General features: G+C 47.9%; 16 protein-coding genes, 1 tRNA gene, 1 pseudogene and 1 riboswitch. Of the genes and pseudogenes, 2 read left to right on the plus strand and 16 right to left on the minus strand.

Going from position 1 to position 21,637, the window contains the following annotated elements; translation table 11 throughout:
• Window positions 1-77: 77 nt before the first annotated feature.
• Window positions 78-2,330 (minus strand): C40 family peptidase, encoded by a 2,253-nt coding sequence (locus tag H8S54_RS13505; protein ID WP_243176823.1) that lies wholly within the window; start codon window positions 2,328-2,330, stop codon window positions 78-80.
• A 340-nt stretch (window positions 2,331-2,670) separates the two neighbouring features.
• Window positions 2,671-3,267, minus strand: a complete 597-nt coding sequence (locus H8S54_RS13510) for a zinc dependent phospholipase C family protein (protein WP_021926772.1) — start codon at window positions 3,265-3,267, stop codon at window positions 2,671-2,673.
• A gap of 350 nt (window positions 3,268-3,617) precedes the next feature.
• Here H8S54_RS13510 and H8S54_RS13515 point away from each other — a divergent pair, with 350 nt between their 5' ends.
• Complete coding sequence (locus H8S54_RS13515; RefSeq protein ID WP_186901655.1) at window positions 3,618-4,976, plus strand: polysaccharide deacetylase family protein; 1,359 nt, start codon at window positions 3,618-3,620, stop codon at window positions 4,974-4,976.
• A 92-nt stretch (window positions 4,977-5,068) separates the two neighbouring features.
• On the opposite strand, the gene H8S54_RS13520 is transcribed toward H8S54_RS13515, so the two are convergent.
• From H8S54_RS13520 to H8S54_RS13570, 11 genes and pseudogenes are all read right to left on the minus strand, one after another.
• Window positions 5,069-5,995: an SH3 domain-containing protein gene (locus tag H8S54_RS13520; protein WP_243000263.1), complete on the minus strand. Its 927-nt coding sequence runs from the start codon at window positions 5,993-5,995 to the stop codon at window positions 5,069-5,071.
• Window positions 5,996-6,047: 52 nt separating this feature from the next.
• A tRNA-Arg gene (locus tag H8S54_RS13525) sits at window positions 6,048-6,119 on the minus strand.
• 209 nt (window positions 6,120-6,328) lie between these two features.
• Window positions 6,329-7,261: a homoserine O-acetyltransferase MetA gene (metA, locus tag H8S54_RS13530; protein WP_173765830.1), complete on the minus strand. Its 933-nt coding sequence runs from the start codon at window positions 7,259-7,261 to the stop codon at window positions 6,329-6,331.
• 25 nt (window positions 7,262-7,286) lie between these two features.
• On the minus strand, window positions 7,287-9,242 hold the full coding sequence (gene ligA / locus H8S54_RS13535; protein ID WP_021925547.1) for an NAD-dependent DNA ligase LigA: 1,956 nt from the start codon (window positions 9,240-9,242) through the stop codon (window positions 7,287-7,289).
• A gap of 103 nt (window positions 9,243-9,345) precedes the next feature.
• Window positions 9,346-10,098, minus strand: a pseudogene (locus H8S54_RS13540) (pseudouridine synthase); the annotation flags it as partial.
• A gap of 113 nt (window positions 10,099-10,211) precedes the next feature.
• Window positions 10,212-11,834, minus strand: a complete 1,623-nt coding sequence (locus H8S54_RS13545; protein ID WP_021925546.1) for a Na+/H+ antiporter NhaC family protein — start codon at window positions 11,832-11,834, stop codon at window positions 10,212-10,214.
• Between the two features lie 301 nt (window positions 11,835-12,135).
• A riboswitch (Lysine riboswitch) is annotated at window positions 12,136-12,341 on the minus strand.
• A gap of 105 nt (window positions 12,342-12,446) precedes the next feature.
• Window positions 12,447-13,286, minus strand: a complete 840-nt coding sequence (locus H8S54_RS13550; RefSeq protein ID WP_021925545.1) for a hypothetical protein — start codon at window positions 13,284-13,286, stop codon at window positions 12,447-12,449.
• 14 nt (window positions 13,287-13,300) lie between these two features.
• Window positions 13,301-14,383, minus strand: coding sequence for a DUF6077 domain-containing protein (locus H8S54_RS13555; protein WP_243176824.1), 1,083 nt, complete (start codon window positions 14,381-14,383; stop codon window positions 13,301-13,303).
• Window positions 14,380-16,680 carry a xanthine dehydrogenase family protein molybdopterin-binding subunit gene (locus H8S54_RS13560; protein WP_186901656.1) on the minus strand — a complete coding sequence of 767 codons (2,301 nt, stop codon included), beginning with the start codon at window positions 16,678-16,680 and terminating at the stop codon, window positions 14,380-14,382. The genes H8S54_RS13555 and H8S54_RS13560 overlap by 4 nt, the downstream gene beginning before the upstream one ends.
• On the minus strand, window positions 16,677-17,153 hold the full coding sequence (locus H8S54_RS13565; RefSeq protein ID WP_186901657.1) for a (2Fe-2S)-binding protein: 477 nt from the start codon (window positions 17,151-17,153) through the stop codon (window positions 16,677-16,679). The genes H8S54_RS13560 and H8S54_RS13565 overlap by 4 nt, the downstream gene beginning before the upstream one ends.
• Window positions 17,143-17,961 (minus strand): FAD binding domain-containing protein, encoded by an 819-nt coding sequence (locus H8S54_RS13570; protein ID WP_186901658.1) that lies wholly within the window; start codon window positions 17,959-17,961, stop codon window positions 17,143-17,145. The genes H8S54_RS13565 and H8S54_RS13570 overlap by 11 nt, the downstream gene beginning before the upstream one ends.
• 201 nt (window positions 17,962-18,162) lie before the next feature.
• Between H8S54_RS13570 and H8S54_RS13575 the strand changes: the two genes are divergently transcribed.
• Window positions 18,163-18,759 carry a cytidylate kinase-like family protein gene (locus H8S54_RS13575; RefSeq protein WP_186901659.1) on the plus strand — a complete coding sequence of 199 codons (597 nt, stop codon included), beginning with the start codon at window positions 18,163-18,165 and terminating at the stop codon, window positions 18,757-18,759.
• Between the two features lie 70 nt (window positions 18,760-18,829).
• Here H8S54_RS13575 and H8S54_RS13580 read toward each other — a convergent pair whose 3' ends face one another.
• The 3 genes from H8S54_RS13580 to H8S54_RS13590 are packed head-to-tail and all read right to left on the minus strand — an operon-like array spanning window position 18,830 to window position 21,634.
• Window positions 18,830-20,113 (minus strand): DUF362 domain-containing protein, encoded by a 1,284-nt coding sequence (locus H8S54_RS13580; RefSeq protein WP_243176827.1) that lies wholly within the window; start codon window positions 20,111-20,113, stop codon window positions 18,830-18,832.
• Window positions 20,114-20,120: 7 nt separating this feature from the next.
• Window positions 20,121-20,789, minus strand: a complete 669-nt coding sequence (locus H8S54_RS13585; RefSeq protein WP_173765820.1) for an ABC-2 transporter permease — start codon at window positions 20,787-20,789, stop codon at window positions 20,121-20,123.
• Window positions 20,786-21,634, minus strand: a complete 849-nt coding sequence (locus tag H8S54_RS13590; protein WP_173765858.1) for an ATP-binding cassette domain-containing protein — start codon at window positions 21,632-21,634, stop codon at window positions 20,786-20,788. The genes H8S54_RS13585 and H8S54_RS13590 overlap by 4 nt, the downstream gene beginning before the upstream one ends.
• Between the last annotated feature and the right edge of the window lie 3 nt (window positions 21,635-21,637).

Genomic DNA, 21,637 nt, shown 5'->3' on the forward strand with positions numbered 1-21,637 from the left:
GTAACTTTTCAAACGCACATTCCTACGATAGCAAAAGTGCTTCCTGCCCGCCATCGGGTATGGAAGCACTTTTTTCATCACTGAACAATTGTCGCTAAAAGCATCTCCTGGAGACGGTTGGCAACCATAATGCCTGTAAAGTCTCCCTCCTGCAGCATCTCCGCTGATACGCTGCCATCGGAGCCGGCACTCTGGACTTCCATCTCTGCCGCATCTCCATATGTCACCTGATTGAATACGCTTACCTGCTTGCCGGCGTCAAACAGCTCCTGAAGGCTGTTGGCCACATACAGGCTGCTAGGTGAAATCGTTCCGTTTCCGGAAGGATCTATGGTAACGGTATCCAGGTCTCCTGTATTGGACAGATTTGCGTTGATCAGACTCTGAAGGTTATTGGATACGTCAATTCCTGTAATATACTGTGCACTGGTGATTGCCTGGCCGCTCTTTCTCATCTCCTCTACCTGCTGTGCATTCGGATAGAAGGAGGGCTGACGAATATAACGGAAGCTTGCACTGTATGCCTCTCCTACAGTAACGCCATTCTTACCGGAAGAACAGTGGACTACGATCCAGTCTCCCGCATCTGTCTTGCCGCAGATAATACCCACGTGGTTGGAGCTGCCGGCTTCCGGACCTCTCTGGAAAACCAGGTCTCCAGGCTGGGCGTCTGCCTCGCTTACCACATTGGCTCTCTCCCACTGGTCTGAGGTTCCGTTTCCCACCGCTGCGATCATGGCCTGGTCCCTGTAACCGTTGATCACAGACCAGGTAACAAAGCCGCTGCAGTCAAGTCCGTAGGCACGAAGAGATCCGGTACTCTGACTTCCCTCTGCAGTCACCTGCTCCACACTTCCCCAGTATGGGTCCATGCCGATGGTGGCGGATTTGCCGCCCCAGAAATAGCCAACCTTGCCCACCAGGGAATAGGCAGCTGTGATTACATTCACACGCTCCTCTGAAACGTCATCTCCCACGCTCTGTCTTACAAATCCCCTGGCAGCTGTGACAGTGGCGCAAAGAAGCTTGCAGTCTGTCTCCAGGTACTTCTTGAGCACACCTCGCTCTTCCTTGGGAATCTTGTTCTTCTTGATGTAATCATTAATATGGTAGCAGCCATATGTAACCCTGCGGGAATCATTCTCATCCCGCACAACCGGATTCATCTCTTCAAAAATCCGGGCAAGAGCTTCCTTACAAGACCCATCCAGTGTGTAGGAGGTAACGCCCTGAAGGCTCTGCTCATAGATATACACGGCAAGAATGTCCTGCCAGTTGCGTACCAGAAGAGAATCTGCGGAGGTGGTCACACCCCCTGTGGTATCGGATACATCTGTAAGCAGTTTCTTCACCTTGTATTCAGACTCGATCTGATCCATGATATCTGCAAAATCATCGGAAAAGGTCAGCTGATAATTATCCTTAAGACTGTTCAGATAAAACTCCTTGCCGGCATGAAGATTGGTGGCATAATAAACAGGTGTTCCCTGAATTGCCTGGACATCTTCCGGAGTCACGGTAGGCGTAGGTGTGGGCGTAAGATTGATGGTCGCCTCCATCTCGGTCAGCAGCTGGTAATTGGTAACCGCTGCCTTCTCCTGATCTGTAAAGCTGTCGTAGGTCGCCCGAAGCTGCTTTACCTCTTCGATCTTCCCTTCGCTGAGTTCTTCCTGGAAGGTCTTATCAATGGATTCGATAAGGGCCTTTACTTTCTTCTGGCTCTCCTCAGATAATTCCGGGAGAATGGTGGGGGTTACACTGGGTTCCGGGGTCACGCTTGGTTCTGGTGTTATGCTAGGTTCCGGAGTAACCGTAGGTGTCACATCCGGGTCTTCCCCGGGTTCCGGCGTCACGGTAGGTGTTATATCCGGAGTCTCGCTGGGCTCTGGTGTCACGGTAGGCGTCACATCCGGCTCCTCCCCCGGCTCTGGTGTCACGGTTGGCGTCACATCCGGGGTCTCCCCTGGCTCTGGTGTCACGGTTGGTGTGTCATCCGGGGTCTCACTGGGCTCTGCTGATTCAGAAGGCTGCGGCGTCTGAGTAGGATCTGCCGGTACCTGGGCAGATGCTTCTGCTGCTTCTGCGAGCTGCGCTGCAGGCATCTGAGTAGGTGCCGCTGTAGGAGTCTGGGTAGGTGCTGCTGTCGGCACCTGTGTAGGCACCGTAGCCTTAGCTGCAGCTGTTTCCTGTGCTGTCTCATCTGATTGTATCGCTGCTTCTGTTACTGACAAGGATGTCCCGTCTGCTGCCAGGACACCAGCCGGACCTGCCAGAGACAGGGCTGCTGCCATGGTGACACATAAACATTTTGTCAGGTATTTATTCTTCATATTTAAAAGATGCTCCCTTCTATCTATGAACATCCCTTTACTCCCCTAATATAAAGGTATGCATTTTTACTGCAAAAACAGTTCGTCTTAAATATTAACACGAATTATTGTAGCATACTAGCCCTTCTAAATCAACCGTCCTCAAAATATCCGGCTGGATTTTCGTAAATTTTCATTTTTTGTTCACAGAATAAGGACAGAGCAAAAAGGTATTTCCCCCATCCCTTCTTTCCATAGAACAGACCTGTACGCAGGCAAAAAGAGCCGTCAGGATCGGTCTTCCGCAGAACAGATTCTGTGGATTCCCGGTACCTGACGGCTCAAAATGACTTCGATGCGATCAGCACGCAACCGGAAACAGAATATTCTCGCTGCCCAGCCGGACTGCTGCCAGCTGCAGGATTCCATGAATGACCTGTGAACAGATTCTGAGAATATACTGAATATCTTCTACAATATTTCTTTCCTTGAGAAGATACCCTTCATGCGCTTTCTTAATGTATGCCACAAGCTCCTGGAAACTTCCGAAGTAAACCGGAATGATGGTCAGCTGTGCTGCCGCTCCGCTGTTTATGTAGCGCTTCAGATAGTTCTTAAGGTGCTTCTCGTATTTATTATGTTCATACAGATTGCCAGTGAAGTTCTTATTATGGGGAAAAGTGAAATAATCCGCCATATAATGCATGACTTCTCCGGCTCTGCGCCAGTAAACGCGTTCCTTGCACTCCTGGGGACTACTGTTGACAAGAGCCTCCATCTTCCTCTGCACCTCATCAAAGGTACCGAAATACTCATGCTTCTTCGTCAGAAAAGACGGCTTGATGTCTGGAAGGATACTTCCCAGGCAGAACGCCTTTCTGTGGGACTGCAGGCTCTTTGTAGCAGGCATCTGGTCTGCCAGATATCTGGCTACCAGTATATGGGATTTCTTACGCAATCGTTTCCTCTTCTTTCCTGTTCTTATCCATTGTACCAGATAAGAATCATCAAACTGTAAAAAGCGTTTGTATGTGCTTTTTCGGTTAACGTCATCAATATCTAATATAGCAGAAACTTATGTAAATTTCAAAATAAATTTTCATGATTTTCTGTGAATTTTTTTCCTTCTGCACGAACAGGTTGCACAAGAATTAGTCTTGGCTTACCACCTGAACGATAACCGGAATTTTGCAGCTGCAACCTGCTCTTGTTTTTTCATGTCATATATTGTATGATTAGAAAGAATGATGCCAGGCGGCAGACACTTCTGGCATCCTACTATAATGAGTTTCATAAAGGAGGAATTTTATGTCAGGCCATAAACCGCATACGAACAAGGGGCTGGCAGTTGCAGCTGTTCTTATGTGTCTTGGCTGCGGAATTGCCTTTACACAGTCTTCCGCAGCGCCCTCTCCCATTGAGGACACCAAGGCGCCGGATATGTTCGTAGCAGGGAATGCGGATGATTCCGCACTCCAGTCTGGTGGCGGGACAGCTTTGGATACCGATCATACAGAAGGGGAACAGCAGACAGAAGAGCCATCTTCGGCACCTGCCGATACCCCCACCCCGGAGCCATCTCCTACAGAACAGCCGGAAGCCGTGATCACAGCTTCACCGGAAGCTTCTGAAGGAACCTGGACCCCAGTTGGAAGCAGCTGGTACTTCATGGTAAACGGCGCAGGATACACCGGATGGCTGACCGATACCGACAGCCGCCGCTATTATTTTGACGCAAACGGCGTGATGCAGACCGGATGGCTGGAGCTGGATGACAGCCGCTACTATCTGAACGCCGACGGAGTTCTGCAGACAGGTGATGTCACCATAGACGGACAGGTTTATCATTTTGATGCCAACGGGGTACAGCAGGGTGATCCTACAGACGGCAGTTCTGATACCGGACTGGTATTTTATATGAACACAGCTTCCGGGGAACAGGCTTCTTCCGCAGAAGGCACCGCAGATCCTACAGCTTCTGCAGCAGGTGATTCCTCATCTGCAGCGGAAGCTTCTGTTTCATCTGAAGGGGACGGTGAGCAGCCGCCAGAACCAACACCTACGCCAGAACCAAAGGGAATGATCGCCCTTACCTTTGACGACGGGCCAAGTGATTTCACCGACCGTCTGCTTGACTGTCTGGAAGCCAATAATGCAAAGGCTACTTTTTTCCTGGTAGGCCAGGAGATCGAATACTTCCAGGAGCCTCTGTCCAGAATGGAGGAACTTGGCTGTGAGATTGGCAACCATTCCTTTGATCACGCAGATCTTGCCACCCTTTCCGCAGAGGACGTGACCAGCCAGCTTTCCCGCACAGATGAAGAGATTCAAAATCTGGTGGGACATAGCGCTACTGTGGTGCGCCCGCCCTATGGTTCTTTTAATGATACTGTAGCAGGGATTGCTGCAAGACCTCTGATCATGTGGTCTGTGGATACCCTGGACTGGGAGACGCAGAATGCGGATTCTACTGTCCAGAATGTGATGGATAATGCCCAGGATGGCGCGATCATCCTGATGCACGATATTTTTAAGGAATCTGTAGATGCTGCGGAGGTCTTTATTCCACAGCTGATCCAGGAGGGATATCAGCTGGTTACAGTCAGTGAGCTGGCTGCGGCCAAGGGTATCACACTGGAAGCCGGAACTTCCTATGGAGCTTTCTGATTTTTAACCTGTTTAAAATACTTCAGGAAAAAACCTGTTTCTCTGCAAAAAAAGAACTGCCCCAAATATACGGCAGTTCTTTTTATTTTGCATTATTCAGTTTTCTCTTGGAGAAGGCTGTTGTGAACGTAAGCTTCTGTACCATCGTAATCGATCTGTACCCACTCACCGTCCTCGCCTTTCTTCTCAACCTCAGTACCGGCGGATAAACCTCCCAGTATCTCCGCATCACTGCTGGCTGCTGCACGGACATTACAATCCTCTGTAACTACCAGAATCGTTCCCTCTGCTGTGTCCTCAGATCCGGTGTCATCTTCACCAAGTCCTTCAAGGAATGTGGTAAGTGCCGGGTCGGAAGCCTGTGCATCGTCATACAGCTTCTTCACCTTGTCCTTCAATTCCTTGACATCATCATCCTGTCGCAGAGAAACTTCATATTTCGTTATTTCGTCGCTGTCATCATGAACAGCGCCATCAATCTTCCAGTTCCCGTCTGTGTCCTTCACTACGTAGAACTCAGCAAGCGCAGGTACCTTTGTATCAATCCCCTGACAGATGTAGTAAAAACAGGAATATACTACATAGGAATCGTCATCAAGCCCCTTTTTCGTGTAGATATCTCCAGCCTCATACCCTTCAATGTATTTCGCATTGGTAATCTTGGACTCATCTGATGGTGCAAGATTATCCACAAGAGTACGCAGCGTCGCAATATCTTTATCCCCCAGAGCTTTATAATAGCTCTTGATCAATGAAGTAATCTCTTCATTAGCCGTCTCCATGGGATTGGCGTCTTTCTTCCCGTCAGTCTCCCCATCATTTGCCGGAGAAGAAGGAACATTTCCCTGGTCGTTGTCTGCTGTCGTCTGATTCTCCACTGTGTCCTTACTGGAATCGCCCTTCCCGCTTCCCATAAATGCACGGACACCGAAGAACAGGACAACCACGATTAACAGAATCGCTCCGCCAAGCATAAAATAGCGAAGGTTATCTGATAACCATTCTCTGAAATTATCCAAGTTCTTGTCCTCCTTAATACAACGCACCGGAACGCCCGATCGTTCCAGGCAATACACCTGAAGGGAATCGAACCCCCGCACATGGTACCGGAAACCACTGCTCTATCCACTGAGCTACAGGTGCATAAAAAACTCGAGTTGTTGAATTATCAATGTACAACCACTTCGACTTTGAAAAGTATAGCACAATATCGGGCTGATGTAAAGTTTTTTCTTTTGGTTGAATATTTAGGTTTAATGGTGAAATAGGAAGAGAAATCCGGGTGAGGATTTCTCTTCGCCGATAATCCACTGTATTTCTTTCTCAGCCTGAAAAAACATCTGCTCCTGTCTTTACTTCCCGTTGAAATCCGGTGTTCCGTACAGGTTGTACGGGGTTGCCTGGTAGACGTAGTAATTCAGCCAGTTTGTGTACAGATTATTAGCGTGGGCTCTCCAGAGAAGCTGGGGGCCGTTATCCGGATTGTTATCCCTGTAATAGTTCTTTGGCATTTCGATGGGAAGGCCTTTAGAAAGGTCGCGCTTGTACTCGCCATCCAGGGTGACTCGGTCGTATTCCGGATGGCCCATGACGAAGATCTTGCGGCCATCTTCTGCCATGGCAAGGAACAGGCCTGCCTCGTCGGATTCTGCCAGAACAGTAAGGTCCTTGCAGGCGTGTACGTCCGCAATGGGAACCTCTGTGTGTCTGGAGTGCGGTGCCAGGAACACATCATCAAAGCCTCTTACCAGCGGGATCTTGCGGTTCATTACCTTGTGCCAGAAAAGGCCGAACATTTTCTTGTCCAGCATACGCTTTTTCAAGCCATAGAAATGGTAGAGCGCTGCCTGGGCTGCCCAACACAGGAAAATGGTGGAGGTCACATGGGTCTCGGACCAGTCCATGATCCTGGTCACCTCTTCCCAGTAATCTACCTCTTCAAATTCCATCTGCTCAACAGGTGCGCCGGTGATGATCATTCCGTCGAATTTCTTGTCCTTCAGCTCTGTGAAGGTCTGATAGAATTTGTTCAGATGGCTTCGGGATGTGTTCTTTGCCTGATGGGACTCTACGGCCATGAAGCTTACATCTACCTGCAGAGGGGTGTTGGAAAGGGAACGAAGCAGCTGAAGCTCGGTCTCTTCCTTCAAAGGCATCAGGTTCAGGATCAGGATGTAGATCGGACGGATGTCCTGGTGCATGGCACGGTTCTCATCCATGACGAATAAGTTTTCTTTTTCCAGTATTTCCTTGACCGGAAGGTCACTTTGTATTTTAATTGGCATTTTATTTCCTCCTCTATGTGAATTCTTACTCTCCCGCTAATTCCAGGAAATCCTCTTCTGACAGAATAGGAATTCCAAGCTCCTGTGCTTTCTTATTTTTGGAAGAGCCGGAAGTTTTATCGTTGTTAATTAAATAGTCGGTTTTCTTGGTCACGGAGCCGGTCACCTTGCCGCCTCTTGCCTCAATAAAGGCTTTCGCCTCAGAGCGGTTGGCAAAATGCTCCACGCTTCCCGTGATGACAAAGGTTTTGCCCGCAAATACCTGCTCCCCAGCGGTCTCCTCACGGATCAGGTGAAGATGGCCAAGCAGATGGTCAAGCTTCTTATTATTCTCTTCACTGGAAAAATAATCTGCCAGGCTGCCTGCCAGCACCGGGCCAATCCCCTCAATGGAGTTGATCTCTTCTGCATCCGCATGGCGGATTTTCTCAATGTCATCGTCAAAATATCTGCAGATCACTCTGGCATTGGCAAGACCGATTCCTGCGATTCCAAGGCTGTAGATCACCTTGGCAAGAGTGGTCTCTTTGGCTTTCTCAAGGCTTGCCATCAGGTTGTCAAAGGACTTTTGTCCGAAGCCTTCCATCTCTACGATCTGATCCTTATATTTTCCGATTTCAAAAATATCTCCCAGATTGTGGATAAAGCCCATGGCAATAAATTTCTCCAGGGTTGCCTCGGAAAGGCCGTCAATGTTCATGGCATCCCGGCTGGTAAATAGGCTGAAGGACTTGATCTTCTTTGCCACACAGTCCGGGTTCATGCAGTAAAGGGTCTCCACATCGTTCTCCTTGCGGATTCTGGCCTCGTGACCGCATACGGGACATTTGTCCGGAATTACCAGGTTGCCGCTTCTGGTAAGGTTCTCCGCGATCTGGGGAATGATCATATTCGCCTTATAGACCTTGATGGTATCCCCGATTCCAAGCTGCAGTTCCTTTACAATGCTGATGTTGTGCACGCTGGCACGGCTCACTGTGGTGCCTTCCAGCTCCACAGGCTCAAAAATCGCCACCGGGTTGATCAGTCCGGTTCTGGACGGGCTCCATTCCATATCCACCAGCTTGGTCTCCCGCATTTCATCCGCCCATTTGAAAGCGAAGGAATTCCTTGGAAATTTGGCAGTGCTTCCAAGAGATTCGCCGTAGGCAATGTCATCATAGGTAACCACCAGCCCGTCTGATGGAAAATCATTGTTCACGATTGCGGTGGAAAAATAATTCATTGCCTCATCAAGGCTTGTGGAAGTTACCACCTTGTATTCCACCACCTCAAAGCCCTGCTCCTTCAGCCAGATAAACTGCTGTTCCCGGGAATTATGGAAATCCACATCCTGGACGCTTACCAGGGCAAAAGCATAGAACCGCACATTTCGTCTGGCTGTGATCTCGTTGTTCAGCTGGCGCACGGAACCGCTGCACAGATTTCTGGGGTTTTTATATTTGGCATCTGCATCTCCGATGGTCTCATTGATGCGCTCAAATTCTGAGTAAGTAATAATGGCCTCTCCCCGGAGCACAAGCTGTCCTTTGTAGGGAATGCGAAGAGGAATGTTCTTAAACACTTTTGCGTTGTTGGTGATGACCTCGCCTACGATTCCATTGCCTCTTGTGACGGCTTTCACAAGCTCTCCGTTTTCATAGGTAAGAACAATGGTCAGGCCGTCCAGCTTCCAGGACAGAAGGCATCTGTGCTCTCCGATAAAGCTTCTTAATACCTCACGGTCCTTTGTTTTGTCAAGGGACAGCATGGGGCTTGGATGCTCTTCCTTGGGAAGCTCGTTTACTGCCTCATATCCTACGCGGACAGTGGGGCTATTTGTGAGAACGGTGCCTGTTTCTTTTTCCAGCTGCTCCAGCTGGTCGTACAGGCTGTCGTACTCCTGATTGCTCATGATTTCCCTGTCTTCCTGGTAGTACGCCTTCGCGGCGCCATTCAGGGTTTCTACCAGTTCTTTCATTCGCTGTAGAGAATTTTCCATGATGTCCTCCTGTTTTTTGATGATTGCTGCTGGGAAGCTGTGAAGAATTTGCAATTCCTTTCTCCAGCTTCGCCCACTCTTCCCGGGAAGCCTGCCGGTACTCGCCTTCCTTCAGCCCGTCCAGGGTCAGTTCCATGATCCGCACACGCTTCAGGGTCTGCACCTGATAGCCAAGGTACTCGCACATTCGGCGGATCTGGCGGTTCAGGCCCTGGGTGAGAATAATGCGAAAAGAAGTCTTCCCTGTTTTTTCTACAAAGCAGCGGCGGGTTATGGTGTCCAGAATAGGAATTCCAGACGCCATTTTTTTCACAAAAGCGCTGTCTATGGGCTTATCTACGGTCACCAGATATTCCTTCTCGTGATAGTTGCCCGCGCGCATGATCTTATTTACCAGATCCCCCTGGTTGGTCAGAAGCAGAAGCCCCTCGGAGTCCTTGTCAAGACGTCCAATGGGGTAAACCCGCAGGGGATAGTTCAGATATTCCGTCACGGTGGTCTCCTGGCGCTGCTTCTTGGTGCTGCACACAACGCCGCGGGGCTTGTAAAATAGAAGAAGAACCTTCTCTTCTACTTTTTTCACAGCCTTCCCGTCTACGTAAACCACTGTGTCTGATGTAATTTTCTCTCCTGGCTCTGCCCTGCGGCCGTCCACGGTAACCCGTCCCTCCTGGATCAGGCTGTCCGCTTCCCGCCTGGAACAAAAGCCGGCTTCACTTAAATATTTGTTGATTCTGATTTTTTCGTCCATTGCTCCATTATATATTTTTTCCCGGACATATGCAAGGCAAACATCATCTGGAAATCGGAAAGCCAAAAAACAGACCCGCTCTTTGCAGTCAAAAATACCAGACATATATTTTGAGTATTTTTGCACTCACGCAAAGAACTGGCCTGTATTTTATTTTCTACGAAACTTATGGCAATCCTCTGTTATCAGATACCTTCGTAATCTCTGCGGCCGCCCCGTCAGGCGTTTTTCAGATCGCTGAATTTAAACTTGATCACAAACATTGCACCCATCATCAGCGCCACGCCAATGATCAGGCACAGCGGACTCTGGATGAAGCCGGCGAAAATGTAGGTGATAAAAGATACCACTGCTGCCACAATGGCATAAGGCAGCTGGGTGGATACATGGTTTACATGATCGCACTGGGCGCCTGCGGACGCCATGATGGTAGTATCGGAAATCGGAGAGCAGTGGTCACCGCATACAGCACCTGCCATGCAGGCAGAGATGGAAATAATCATCAGATTTCCAGGTGTGTTTTCAAATACATGTACTACAATGGGGATCAGAATACCAAAGGTTCCCCAGGAAGTACCGGTTGCAAAAGCCAGGAAGCATGCCACAATGAAAATAATTGCCGGAAGCATATTTACCAGTCCGTCTGCAGAAGATTTTACCAGCTCTGCTACAAACTCTGCTGCCCCAAGACTGTCTGTCATACTCTTTAAGGTCCATGCAAAGGTCAGGATCAGTATTGCTGGAACCATGGATTTGAAGCCCTCCGGGATACATGCCATGCAGTCGCGGAACGGCAGCACCTTGCGTACCATATAAAGAAGAATGGTGATCACCAGTCCGAAAAAACTTCCCAGCACAAGGCCTACAGACGCATCACTCTGGGAAAAAGCAGTTACAAAATCAGTACCACTGAAAAATCCGCCTGTGTAGATCATTCCAATGACACAGCAGATTACCAGGGAAATAATGGGAATCAGAAGATCCATTACTTTTCCCCGTGGATTCACAGGGTCTTCTCCCTCACCGGAAGCATAGGGGCGGGCTGCAGTTGTAAACAGGTCTCCTTTTAACGCGTTGGACTCATGAACGCCCATAGAGCCAAACTCTTCTTTCATCAGAACCATGGACACCATCATCACAATGGTAAGGATTGCATAATAGTTGTAAGGAATAGCTCTCACAAAAACGGACATTCCGTCTTCTCCCGGTACAAATCCGCTGACTGCTGCCGCCCAGGATGAGATCGGCGCAATAATGCAGATAGGCGCTGCTGTGGCATCGATCAGATATGCCAGCTTGGCACGGGAAACATTGTGCTGGTCTGTGATGGGACGCATAACGCTTCCCACAGTCAGACAGTTGAAATAGTCGTCAATAAAAATCAGAACGCCAAGTAAAATCGTAGCAAGCTCGGCGCCCACTCTTGTTTTGATGTGCTTGCTTGCCCAGCGTCCGAATGCGGCAGATCCGCCAGCACGGTTCATCAGGCACACCATGGTTCCAAGAATTACCAGGAACACCAGGATACCTACGTTGCTGGATGAGGACAGCACGCTGATCATTCCGCCGGAAAAAATCTGGTTTACGGTAACTTCGAAATTGCCGCCGGAATACAAGATTGCTCCTACCAGGATTCCCACAAACAGGGAACTGTAAACCTCCTTTGTGATCAGTGCCAGAACGATTGCCACAACAGGCGGTACCAAAGACCAGAATGTGGCGTAAACAGCCGGACTGCTTACTTCCTCCTCTGCAGCTGCAAGTACGGTCGCCGGACATGCCAGAACGAATACTAAAACGGCTGCAAACAGAGCATAAATTTTGCTGCGTTTGTACTTCATTATCGATTTCCTCCCTCTTTTACTATGAAAGTCCCAGACGGCAACCAAGAATGAGCCATGCCCCGCATGAGCGAATTCTTGGATATCGGATGGGCTAGACCGTATGAGTAAGTAGGGCGATAGCCCGGATTACGAATGCGGTCGGCAGCTGTGGGAGCGTCCATAGGCGCGGAACAGCTGGCTTTCATACATGGTGATGTCGCCATAGGCGACATATCCTTTTTGCGAATACGACAAAAAAGCCATGAACGCCGCCCCGCTATGGGACACATTCATGGCATTTATTCTTCACAGGATCCATACCTTCGATAGCGCTCCACAACAGTGACAGTCTGCCGCATATTCTGCGTCAGCCCAGAGCTCTCTTCTCATGGCGAAAACAAACTCTTCGGCGGTATTCCCTTTCTTCCCGGCCAGCCTGCCAGACAGCCTGGATTCTGATGCTTCACAAATCTACAGAATCTCACAGCCGGAATTACTGATGAAGCCCGCGCCTCTATCATAACTTCCCGTATTCAGTTTCCTTCATCATGCCAGGGGAAAAGTACCTGACCTGGCATCTTGTAACTACTGTAACAGCTTTCCCGGATAATTGCAAGTCTTATTTTCTATCTATCCCACAAATCGAAAAATATTATAAGAGGCTGTTTCTCCAATCCGTTCACAGTCATTTTCTTCCAGAACCTTCTGGAGTTCCTCGTTCTTTGAGACTACCACAAATTCTGTTCTTGTCTCCTGCAATGCTTTCTTAAATGCTTCCATATCGTCATACAGCTGATAATCCACCACATCCAGAAGCGCCTTCTGCCGTTTGTATCCATCGCTGTTTTCATCATATACGCCTGTCACAGTGCTTCCTGCACGGTAAATACTGGAATTTCTGCTGATGATCAGACGCATGCTGGCATCATACTGCCGCACTTTATTGTTCAGGGTGCCGTCAAATACTACCCTTGCCATCTGCTCCGGATTGTTCTGGTTTTCATGGATGATCCCGCAGACCTGTATCAGTTCATCCGGGACTTTATAGATATTTTCTGCAAACGCGAAGTTGTTCACCACCCTGTCCAGCGGATTGCCAAAGAGCACAAAAATTCCAAGAAGCACAGCCGCAGCTGCAGCTTTCATCCACCTTTTGGGGAAAAGACACACCGCCTTAACTCCGTAATACGCCACCCCCGGTATTACCGGAAGCAGCCAGATAAAGCGGTAATATTCCTTGTCAAAGCCCAGCTTTGCTATGATATATTTCACAACAACCGGGTTATACACCGTCAGGAACAGAACAGCCGAGCAGCCAATAAAAATCATGGAGCTTTTTTTCCGTCCCCAGATCAGCGTGGCAATCAGTCCAATGGCAAAAAGGACCGGATACCAGCAGGGACCCCAGTACAATTTCATACAGGCATCCACAAATTTCATTCCCAGCTCTTCAATTGTTATTCCACCCATTCTTCCGCTCCTTTCTACGATGCAGCCAGACTGAGCAGTCCAAGCTTACACGCAAAATACACACCTGCATAGAGAACAGAAGGAACCATGCACAAAATACAGTAAGGCAGGCCGGAAAGCTTGCGCTTCATCCGCATAACCGGTACCATCCCAGCCAGAACTGCAGCTGGAAGGATAATGGCAGAGCCGGAAAATCCCAGAGCGCTTACCGCCGTAATAAACAGCACCGCCCACACCCTACGGTCCTCTTTTTCTTCGTAAAGCCACAGGGCGCACATAAGAACAACCGGAAATACAATATTTGCAAGAATGGCTTTTCCCTCGTAGCTTCTGGTAAAGAAAAAGGTTCCTGCCGTGTAGATCGTGCCGCAGAACAACTGAAGGACGCACACAAACAGCACCATCAGATCCGCTTTCTTGCGGTTTTTCCCGAACAATCTTTTTCCAATCTGATAGATGACCAGGTTTGCAATGATCACATTTTCACAGGACATTACAATTTTGGCCTGTACAATGGGATGGATTCCCAAAAGCCTGCACCACACTGCATTATTCATAGGATAAGCGGACAGAACATACCTGGCCTGAAAATTCTGCAGGATGCCGCCTCTGAACGGATCAAATCTGCCAAGGGTATTCGTGTATACAGAGGTACTGACCGTTCCTACATAGTAGGCAGCATCCACAGTGATATCTTCATAAAAAATAACGATCAGGCACTGAAGAAAAATCACCGCTGCCAGGAGCAGAAGCATCACGGAGTGCTGTTTCCATACTGCTTCTGCTTTCACTCTCACAGTCTGTCCCAGAGTGCCATCCATATGCCTGTGCCGTCTTATGCAAAGAAAAGCCCTAAGCACAGCTACAGCCATGATCACGGCCCATACGCCTGCTGCAGTACTTAAAGAAACCCACAAAAGCGTCATGGGGGTAAACAAGATTTCAAATACCGCAAAGTACGCCAGATATCCCAGGATCAGCTGCAGGGAAATATCTTCCTTTAATTTCAGAACCTGAAACACAAGTCTGCCTGCCGCCAAAAATATCATCGTCTGAAGAATAAAACCTATGCATGCCAGACACACATCTTTCATCATTTATGATTCTCTCCCTCTAACTGCGCCTTCAAAATCCCCATGGCAACCTTCTCCGGTGTAATAGGAAGCTCTCTTACGCGCACGCCAGAGGCATTGTAGACTGCATCTGCAATGGCCGGGCATGGAGTGTCAATGACCAGCTCGCCGATGGATTTGGCACCGAAAGGACCGCTCTTTTCGTAGCTGCTCTCAAACTCCACACGGATATTTCCGATGTCCACGCGGCTTGGGATCTTGTATTGCATGAAAGAGTTCTCGCGGATCTTACCCTCTTTGGAATACTGGACATTCTCCATCAGAGCCATGCCAATTCCCTGGGCAACGCCGCCCTCTGTCTGCACACGGGCAAGATTAGGGTTAATAGGAGTTCCGCAGTCTACCACTGCCACGTAATCGATCAGGTCAATATTTCCGGTCTCTTTGTCCACTTCCACCTCTGCTGCACCGATCATATACGGCGGAGGAGAAATCTTGGAAGAAAAGGCGGTGGTTACCTGAAGCTCCTGCGTATTGCCGCAGGTTCCCTTATAGGCAACATCCTGAAGACTGACCTCTTTATCCCCTGCATAAACTCTTTTCCCGTCAAATTCAGCTTCTTCCGCAGCTACCCCAAGCAGTCCTGCGCCTACCTTGATGATCCGCTTCTTCAATTCACCGCAGGCATTGATCACTGCATTTCCTGTGGCATAGGTGGTAGCAGAGGCATAAGAGCCGGAATCATATGGGGAAACATCCGTATCCACTCCAAATGCAACCACATTGTCAAATTCCGTTTCCAGGCAGTCTGCTGCCATCTGAGAAAGAATCGTATCACATCCGGTACCCATATCCGCACATCCAAGGGATAATGTATAGGAAGCGTCCTCATTCAGCTTCAGGGTTGCACCTCCAACGTCTACATTAGAAATAGAGGAGCCCTGCATTGCCATGGCAAGACCTACGCCTCTTACTTTTCCATTTCCCATGTCCCTGCATGGATATTTCTCATCCCAGCCAATCATCTCCTTGGCACGGGCAAGACAACGATCCATGGTACAGCTTGCCGTGTGGGTCAGATTGCCGTCATAATCGTACATTCTTTCCCCTTCAACAGGCATATTCAATTCACGGATTCTGGCTGGATCCATGTTCATTTTGTGCGCCAGCTCATTTACAGCAGACTCTACTGCATATATACCCTGTGTAGCGCCATAGCCGCGGTATGCACCTGCTGCCTGAACATTGGTGTATACAACTTCATAATCAAAGTCGTAGGCCTCAAGATTCCGATACAGTGCAATGGCCTTATGCCCCGTCAGACCCACAGTTGTAGGGCTGTGATCTCCATATGCGCCTGCATTGGAAAGGGCTTCCACCTTAATTCCCTTTACAATACCATTCTCATCCGCTCCAACCTGTACATGGACCTCCATCTCATGACGGGGAGAGGCACAGATCAGGGCCTCGTGGCGGCTGTAAACGATCTTGGACGGACGGCCGGTCAGCCAGGTGACAATTGCCGGGTAAATCTCGCAAACCTCTGTCTGCTTGGCACCAAAGCCGCCTCCGATACGAGGCTTGATCACACGAATCTTAGAGGATGGAATTCCAAGGGCATTTCCAAGGATTCTTCGAAGATGGAAAGGAACCTGTGTAGAGGCTACCACATTCAGTCTTCCAAAATGATCCTTGGTACAGTATGCACGGAAGGTTTCCATCATACACTGCTGGTCTGCCTTTGTATGGTAAACCTCATCTACCGTATATTTGCAGCTGGCAAGAACAGCGTCAATGTCACCCATTTCCTCATGGCCTTTGGCAGCAAGGTTTCGCTTGTTGTCAGCACCTACGGGGAACTTGGATTCCCAATTCTCTTCAGGATGAACAAGAACCGGATTGTCTTTGGCTGTATGCATATCCAGAACCGGTGTTTCCACACGGTATTTCACTTTAATGCGTTTCAGGGCAAGGTCAACTGCCGCCTCTGTCTCACCTGCCACAATTGCTACTGCATCTCCTACAAAACGCAGATGCTGATCCAGAATCAATCTGTCATAGGGGCTGAATTCCGGATAAGTCTGCCCTGCAGAAGCAAACCTTTTCTTCGGAACATCTTCCCAGGTAAGAACGCAGGCAATACCATCTGTTTTCTTCGCATTCTCAGTTTTGATCTCCTCTATCCAGGCATTGGCATAAGGACTTCTTAATATCTTAATGATCAGGCATTCCTTAGGTGCCAGGTCATCGGTATATACAGGCTGTCCTGTAACCAGTGCCATGGCATCTTTTTTCTGCAGAGACTGATTTACATAGCTCATGCCTGCACCTCCTTCTCCTGGTTTTTCTTATATTCCAGATATTTCAGAATACTTCTGGTCTGTCCCACAAAACCGGAACAGCGGCATAGATTTCCGGCCAGATACTCCTTGATCTCATCCTCTGTAGGATCTGCCAATTCCTTTGTCATGGCGATCACATTCATAATGAAGCCCGGATTGCAGAAGCCGCACTGCTCTGCGCCTTCATTGGCAAGAAATGTACCAAATTCTTTGGCTTCTCCCTGAAGACCTTCCATAGTCATAATCCTTTTGCCGTCAATGCGTGCTGCCAGAACGGAACAGGAAAGCATAGGTCTTCCCTCCACCAGAACTGTGCAAAGACCACAGTTAGCAGTCTCACAGCCTCTTTTTACACTGTAGCAGCCAAGGCTTCGAAGAAAATCCAGCAGCAGGGTATCCGGACGGATTTCTTCTTCTTTTTTAACTCCGTTCAGCCAAAAATTAATTCTCATCACTCATACCTCCCACTGCTTCCAATGCTCTTCTTGTAAGGACCTTCACAAGAAGGGTTCTGTACTTAGCACTTCCTCTCATATTTCCTGAGGTTGGAACCTTCTTAGCCGCATAATCCGCAAATTTCTCATAAGCTGCCTTTTTCTCTTCCTCAGAAAGTGTCTGCACAGCCTTCAAAATATTCTCCGCATCCTCCAGAAGAAATGCTTTAGACGGACGGGCACCGTAAACAGCCTTCATCCCATCTGCAGACATGCTTACACAGCAGGCAAGCACAGGAAAATCGGTCTTTGTGTTACGCTGACTTAGGTATGCAGTCTTAATCGGAGTTTTCTTCACAATAATATGTACCAGAATATCTCTGTCCTTTGGCATTTTTACAAAATCCAAAAGACAGACTCTTCCCCCCTTAAAAAGCTCAACCTCTGTATTCAGGGCTAAAAACATAGTCAGAACGTCTGAGAAACCAAAACGCCCCCAGATACTTCCGCCCACTGTAGCACAGTTGCGGAACTGCACGCCTACAATGTGGCGCAGACTCTCCTTCATAGCTCCATGGGTATAGGCATGAAGTCCTTCATGAAGCTCCAGATCACGCAAGGGAGTCATGCAGCCGATTACAAATTCTTCCTCCGTCTCTGTAATGGTATCCAGTCCAAGGCCTGAAAGGTCAATAGCTGTAGTTACATTGCGATTGCCCATTTTCAGCCATACCATTCCGCCCAGTACACAGGCAGTACGCTTCTGGTTCAGCTCATAGGCTTCTTCCAGGGATTCCGCTTTCACATAATTTTTTATTTTAAGCATGGTGATTTCCTTTCTTTTATTATCAACTTTAAGTATAACAAGAAAAAATCCAAATTTCCAGCGAAATGACAGATTCAGAATATTTTTTTATTTTGATTTTATGCAAAATATATAGAAATTTTCAAATAATTATGTTATAATGCAAAAAAGAACAGATAATATACTTTTTGCACTGTTTTTATCAAAAAGGAGGCGGCGTTTATGAGTAAATGCATCATAACAATCAATCGTATGTTTGGAAGCGGCGGACGTATTATTGGAAAGGCTCTTGCTGAGGAACTGGGCTTTAAATTCTATGACAAGGAATTGATTGAAATGGCAAGCAAGGAGAAAAATATCCCCTTTGATGAGTTTGCCAGAGTAGACGAGAAAAAAGCCAGCCAGTGGCTTTATCCGGTTGATTATGAGCTTCAGATGAATCCTGAGTATCATTTTGTTCCTATGAACGATGTGCTTTATGATCTGCAGAAGAAGAGTATTCTGGAAGCTGCTGATAAAGAGAACTGCGTAATTGTCGGACGCTGCGGCAACTATATATTAAAAGACTATAAGGATAAGCATATCAGCCTGTTCATCTATGCACCTTTTGAGGAGCGAGTGAAAACGGTAATGGCCCGTACCGGACGTGAGGAAAAGAGTGTTCGCAAGATGGTGAAGCGCACTGACAAGGAGCGCCGTGCTTATTATGAATATTTCACAGACACCAACTGGCTGGATATGCTGCAGTATGACCTGTGTATCAACAGCAGTACTGTTTCCAAAGAACAGATTATCCAGATGGTGAAGAAGCTTTTGTAAAGGGATTATTTCTCTGGGACAGCAAAAACAAAAAGCATAGAAACAGCCCCGCAAACCTGCGGGGCTGAAATTATGTTTCCGTAATATAGCTTTTTAAAAACTCATAGATTTCCTCTTCTGTAGGGGGACAGCCCTTGAGGTGACAGGTGAAGCTTCGGGTACAGTGACCGATGCCAAGGAGACCCTTTTGATTTCGGTAGCCTTGACCGATGGAGATTCGGGTGGTCAGGTTTGAAAGGAGACCTTCTTGCTTCAGGCGGTCAAGAGCGGGGATCAGGTTGCCGTAGCAGGCGCTGCAGGATTCTACTTCTTCTACAGCGTCGGCAAGCTCTACCACTTTCCGGGACTTGGGAATGGGAGCGCCGGGGTTGCCATCGAGGGCACGGATTTCTGCCTGGCGGATGTCGGCGCAGCCAACACCAAGGGCGGCAGCCTTTGTGATGTAGGGGACTTCTTCTGGCTGATAGTACATCATGTCGCAGACGTAAGCATCCATAAGAACCGGATCCACTGCTGCCAGAACGCGGTTCATCTCTACGGGGTTGCCGCCGTCTTCGAAATCCAGATCGCCGCAAATATTATCTACCATGATGAAATCCTGGTGGATAGCAAGGCCTAGGTGAGCGATAGGATCATGAAGGCCAAGTGCGTGGAAGCGGCGCTTCTCAGAGTTGGGCAAAAGACCTTTCATGTTCTTCAATGCACAGGTGATTTTGGTCTGACAGTGACCTTTTAGTACCGGAACATTAATAAGGAAGTCCAGGTCAAGGACACTTTTGCAGATGTTTAAGGTCATATCGCCACATTGTACAGGCGCACCCTTTTCCTTTTGCATGTCAAGGAACGGAACGTTATATTTTTCACAGAGGGACTTGAAACCACAGACTTCGTAGGATTCGGAGGTCTTATCTCCTACCCAGGAACCTTCCATGATCACCAGATTGGAAAAACCTTTTTCCTGAAGATATTCTACGATTCCGGCGACTACCTCCGGGTGAGTGGTGCCGCCCCAGTAGGCTTCCATGGGGGCGACCAGGTTTGGCTTGATGCCGATCCGCATATTGTACAAACCAAATTCTGAATTCTGTTTTTCCACAGAATCTGAAGAATAAAAACAGTCCACTTCTGCTTTAGAGCTGTCAATAAGACTGCTCTTTGTTTCAAACTTCGCTTCTGTTATAACCTTCTCACTATTCTGCTGTAAACCTGCCTCGAAATTTTCTGAAAGCGCCTTCAATCCGTATTTCACAAACTTCTTCTCTATCTCTCCTGCCAGATCACACGCCTCCAGCAGTTCTTTCGTCATCTCCTTATATTCAGTTCCGCATTTTATAAAAATCTGATTCTTCTTCATTTCCGGATCAGTACTCCTTTTTCTCCATAATCTTTATGGATATTGTACAGGAAATCAGAACCATTAGCAACATAAGAACAAACAGCATCGCCAGACAGACTGGGATTCCAAGGTTCCAAATGCGCAGGCCCAGATTTTTCAGACCTGAAAAATCCACTTTCATTTTCTGGCATAGTTCTACGCCAATCCATCCTACAGCCATGATGCCAAATACAAGAACAAGCAGCACCAGCCTTCCTGTAGAGCTTCCATATTTCAACTGTACCGGAAACACAACCGCATTTGCGAAAACAGCAAGAAAAAGACCGACAGCTGCAGAAGCGATCAGTTCTTCCCAGGACACCATACGATATCCGGAAGCATTTACGCCAATTGCAATTGCAACAGCAACAGCCCACAATACCGTGACCATCCCTGCACCCAGCAGATACTTCTCCTTCACATATTCTTTCCTGCTGATAGGAAAAGTAAAAATATAAGGCATACCATTATCCATATCATCACTTGCTATGGTATTCAGTGCCATAACGGCAGCCAGAACAGACACATAACTGATTAGAAAAGAAGGACCTGCGGAAGTACTAAGGAAACAGAAAATAGCTATAATATATACGCCAATGAACGTTTTCATGTTTCCCCTCATAATTTCCATGTCTTTTACAAACATACCTTTCATAATACTTCCCCCTTGATCATCATGGTAATAACCTTGTCCACAGACCCACGTTCTATTGCAAGCTGCGGGTAGTTCTCCGCATAAAATGCACGCTCATCTGTGAGACAGCTGTAGCCGTATTGCTCCTTCTTCACCTTGAGAATATGCTGCTTATCAAGCAACTCATATTGCTTCTCGTCAGCCTTGATAAGACCATATTCATCCAGCAGCACATCTGTATTCTCATGAAGCACGATCCGTCCCTTATCAATCATATAAATATCATCACACAGGCTCTCCAGATCTGAGGAAATGTGGGAGCTGATCAGAATACTTCTTCCTTCCGTCTCCATATATTCCCGAAGGAGTTCCAGAATGCTATCCCTGGCAATCACGTCCAGACCGGCTGTAGGCTCATCCAGAACAAGAAGCCTGGCATCAAAGCTGGTGGCTGTCAGCACTTTTAACTTTGCTTTCATTCCTGTGGAAAACTCTTTCAGTTTCTTATCCATGGGGATGGAAAACAGGCTGCACCGCTTCTCAAACATCTCCCGATCAAATTTCTCATAAGTCTCTGTCAGAATATGCACAATCTGTTTCACGGTCAAACAATTGGAAAAACCGCTGTCAGAAAGTGTCGCGCCTATATCCGCTTTCTCTTTTTGGGAAATCTGCTCCATATCCTTATTAAACAGACGAATCTCTCCTGCATCAGGATGAACCAGCCCCAGAATAACCTTAAAGGTAGTAGACTTCCCTGCTCCATTGGCTCCGATCAGACCGGTGATCTGTCCTTCTTCTACTTCCATACTTACATCCAGGGAAAATCCAGGATAATTCTTCTGCAAATTCTTCAAACTCAACAGCAT

The sequence above is a fragment of the Blautia segnis genome, assembly GCF_014287535.1.
GTDB classification, from domain to species: domain Bacteria; phylum Bacillota; class Clostridia; order Lachnospirales; family Lachnospiraceae; genus Blautia_A; species Blautia_A acetigignens.

What these genes read in the sequence shown, in the direction of transcription:
- H8S54_RS13505 (WP_243176823.1), bottom strand. Translation starts at nt 2,330, where the DNA reads ATGAAGAATAAATACCTGACAAAATGTTTATGTGTCACCATGGCAGCA.
- H8S54_RS13515 (WP_186901655.1), top strand. Translation starts at nt 3,618, where the DNA reads ATGTCAGGCCATAAACCGCATACGAACAAGGGGCTGGCAGTTGCAGCT.
- metA (WP_173765830.1), bottom strand. Translation starts at nt 7,261, where the DNA reads ATGCCAATTAAAATACAAAGTGACCTTCCGGTCAAGGAAATACTGGAA.
- ligA (WP_021925547.1), bottom strand. Translation starts at nt 9,242, where the DNA reads ATGGAAAATTCTCTACAGCGAATGAAAGAACTGGTAGAAACCCTGAAT.
- H8S54_RS13545 (WP_021925546.1), bottom strand. Translation starts at nt 11,834, where the DNA reads ATGAAGTACAAACGCAGCAAAATTTATGCTCTGTTTGCAGCCGTTTTA.
- H8S54_RS13550 (WP_021925545.1), bottom strand. Translation starts at nt 13,286, where the DNA reads ATGGGTGGAATAACAATTGAAGAGCTGGGAATGAAATTTGTGGATGCC.
- H8S54_RS13555 (WP_243176824.1), bottom strand. Translation starts at nt 14,383, where the DNA reads ATGATGAAAGATGTGTGTCTGGCATGCATAGGTTTTATTCTTCAGACG.
- H8S54_RS13560 (WP_186901656.1), bottom strand. Translation starts at nt 16,680, where the DNA reads ATGAGCTATGTAAATCAGTCTCTGCAGAAAAAAGATGCCATGGCACTG.
- H8S54_RS13565 (WP_186901657.1), bottom strand. Translation starts at nt 17,153, where the DNA reads ATGAGAATTAATTTTTGGCTGAACGGAGTTAAAAAAGAAGAAGAAATC.
- H8S54_RS13570 (WP_186901658.1), bottom strand. Translation starts at nt 17,961, where the DNA reads ATGCTTAAAATAAAAAATTATGTGAAAGCGGAATCCCTGGAAGAAGCC.
- H8S54_RS13575 (WP_186901659.1), top strand. Translation starts at nt 18,163, where the DNA reads ATGAGTAAATGCATCATAACAATCAATCGTATGTTTGGAAGCGGCGGA.
- H8S54_RS13580 (WP_243176827.1), bottom strand. Translation starts at nt 20,113, where the DNA reads ATGAAGAAGAATCAGATTTTTATAAAATGCGGAACTGAATATAAGGAG.
- H8S54_RS13585 (WP_173765820.1), bottom strand. Translation starts at nt 20,789, where the DNA reads ATGAAAGGTATGTTTGTAAAAGACATGGAAATTATGAGGGGAAACATG.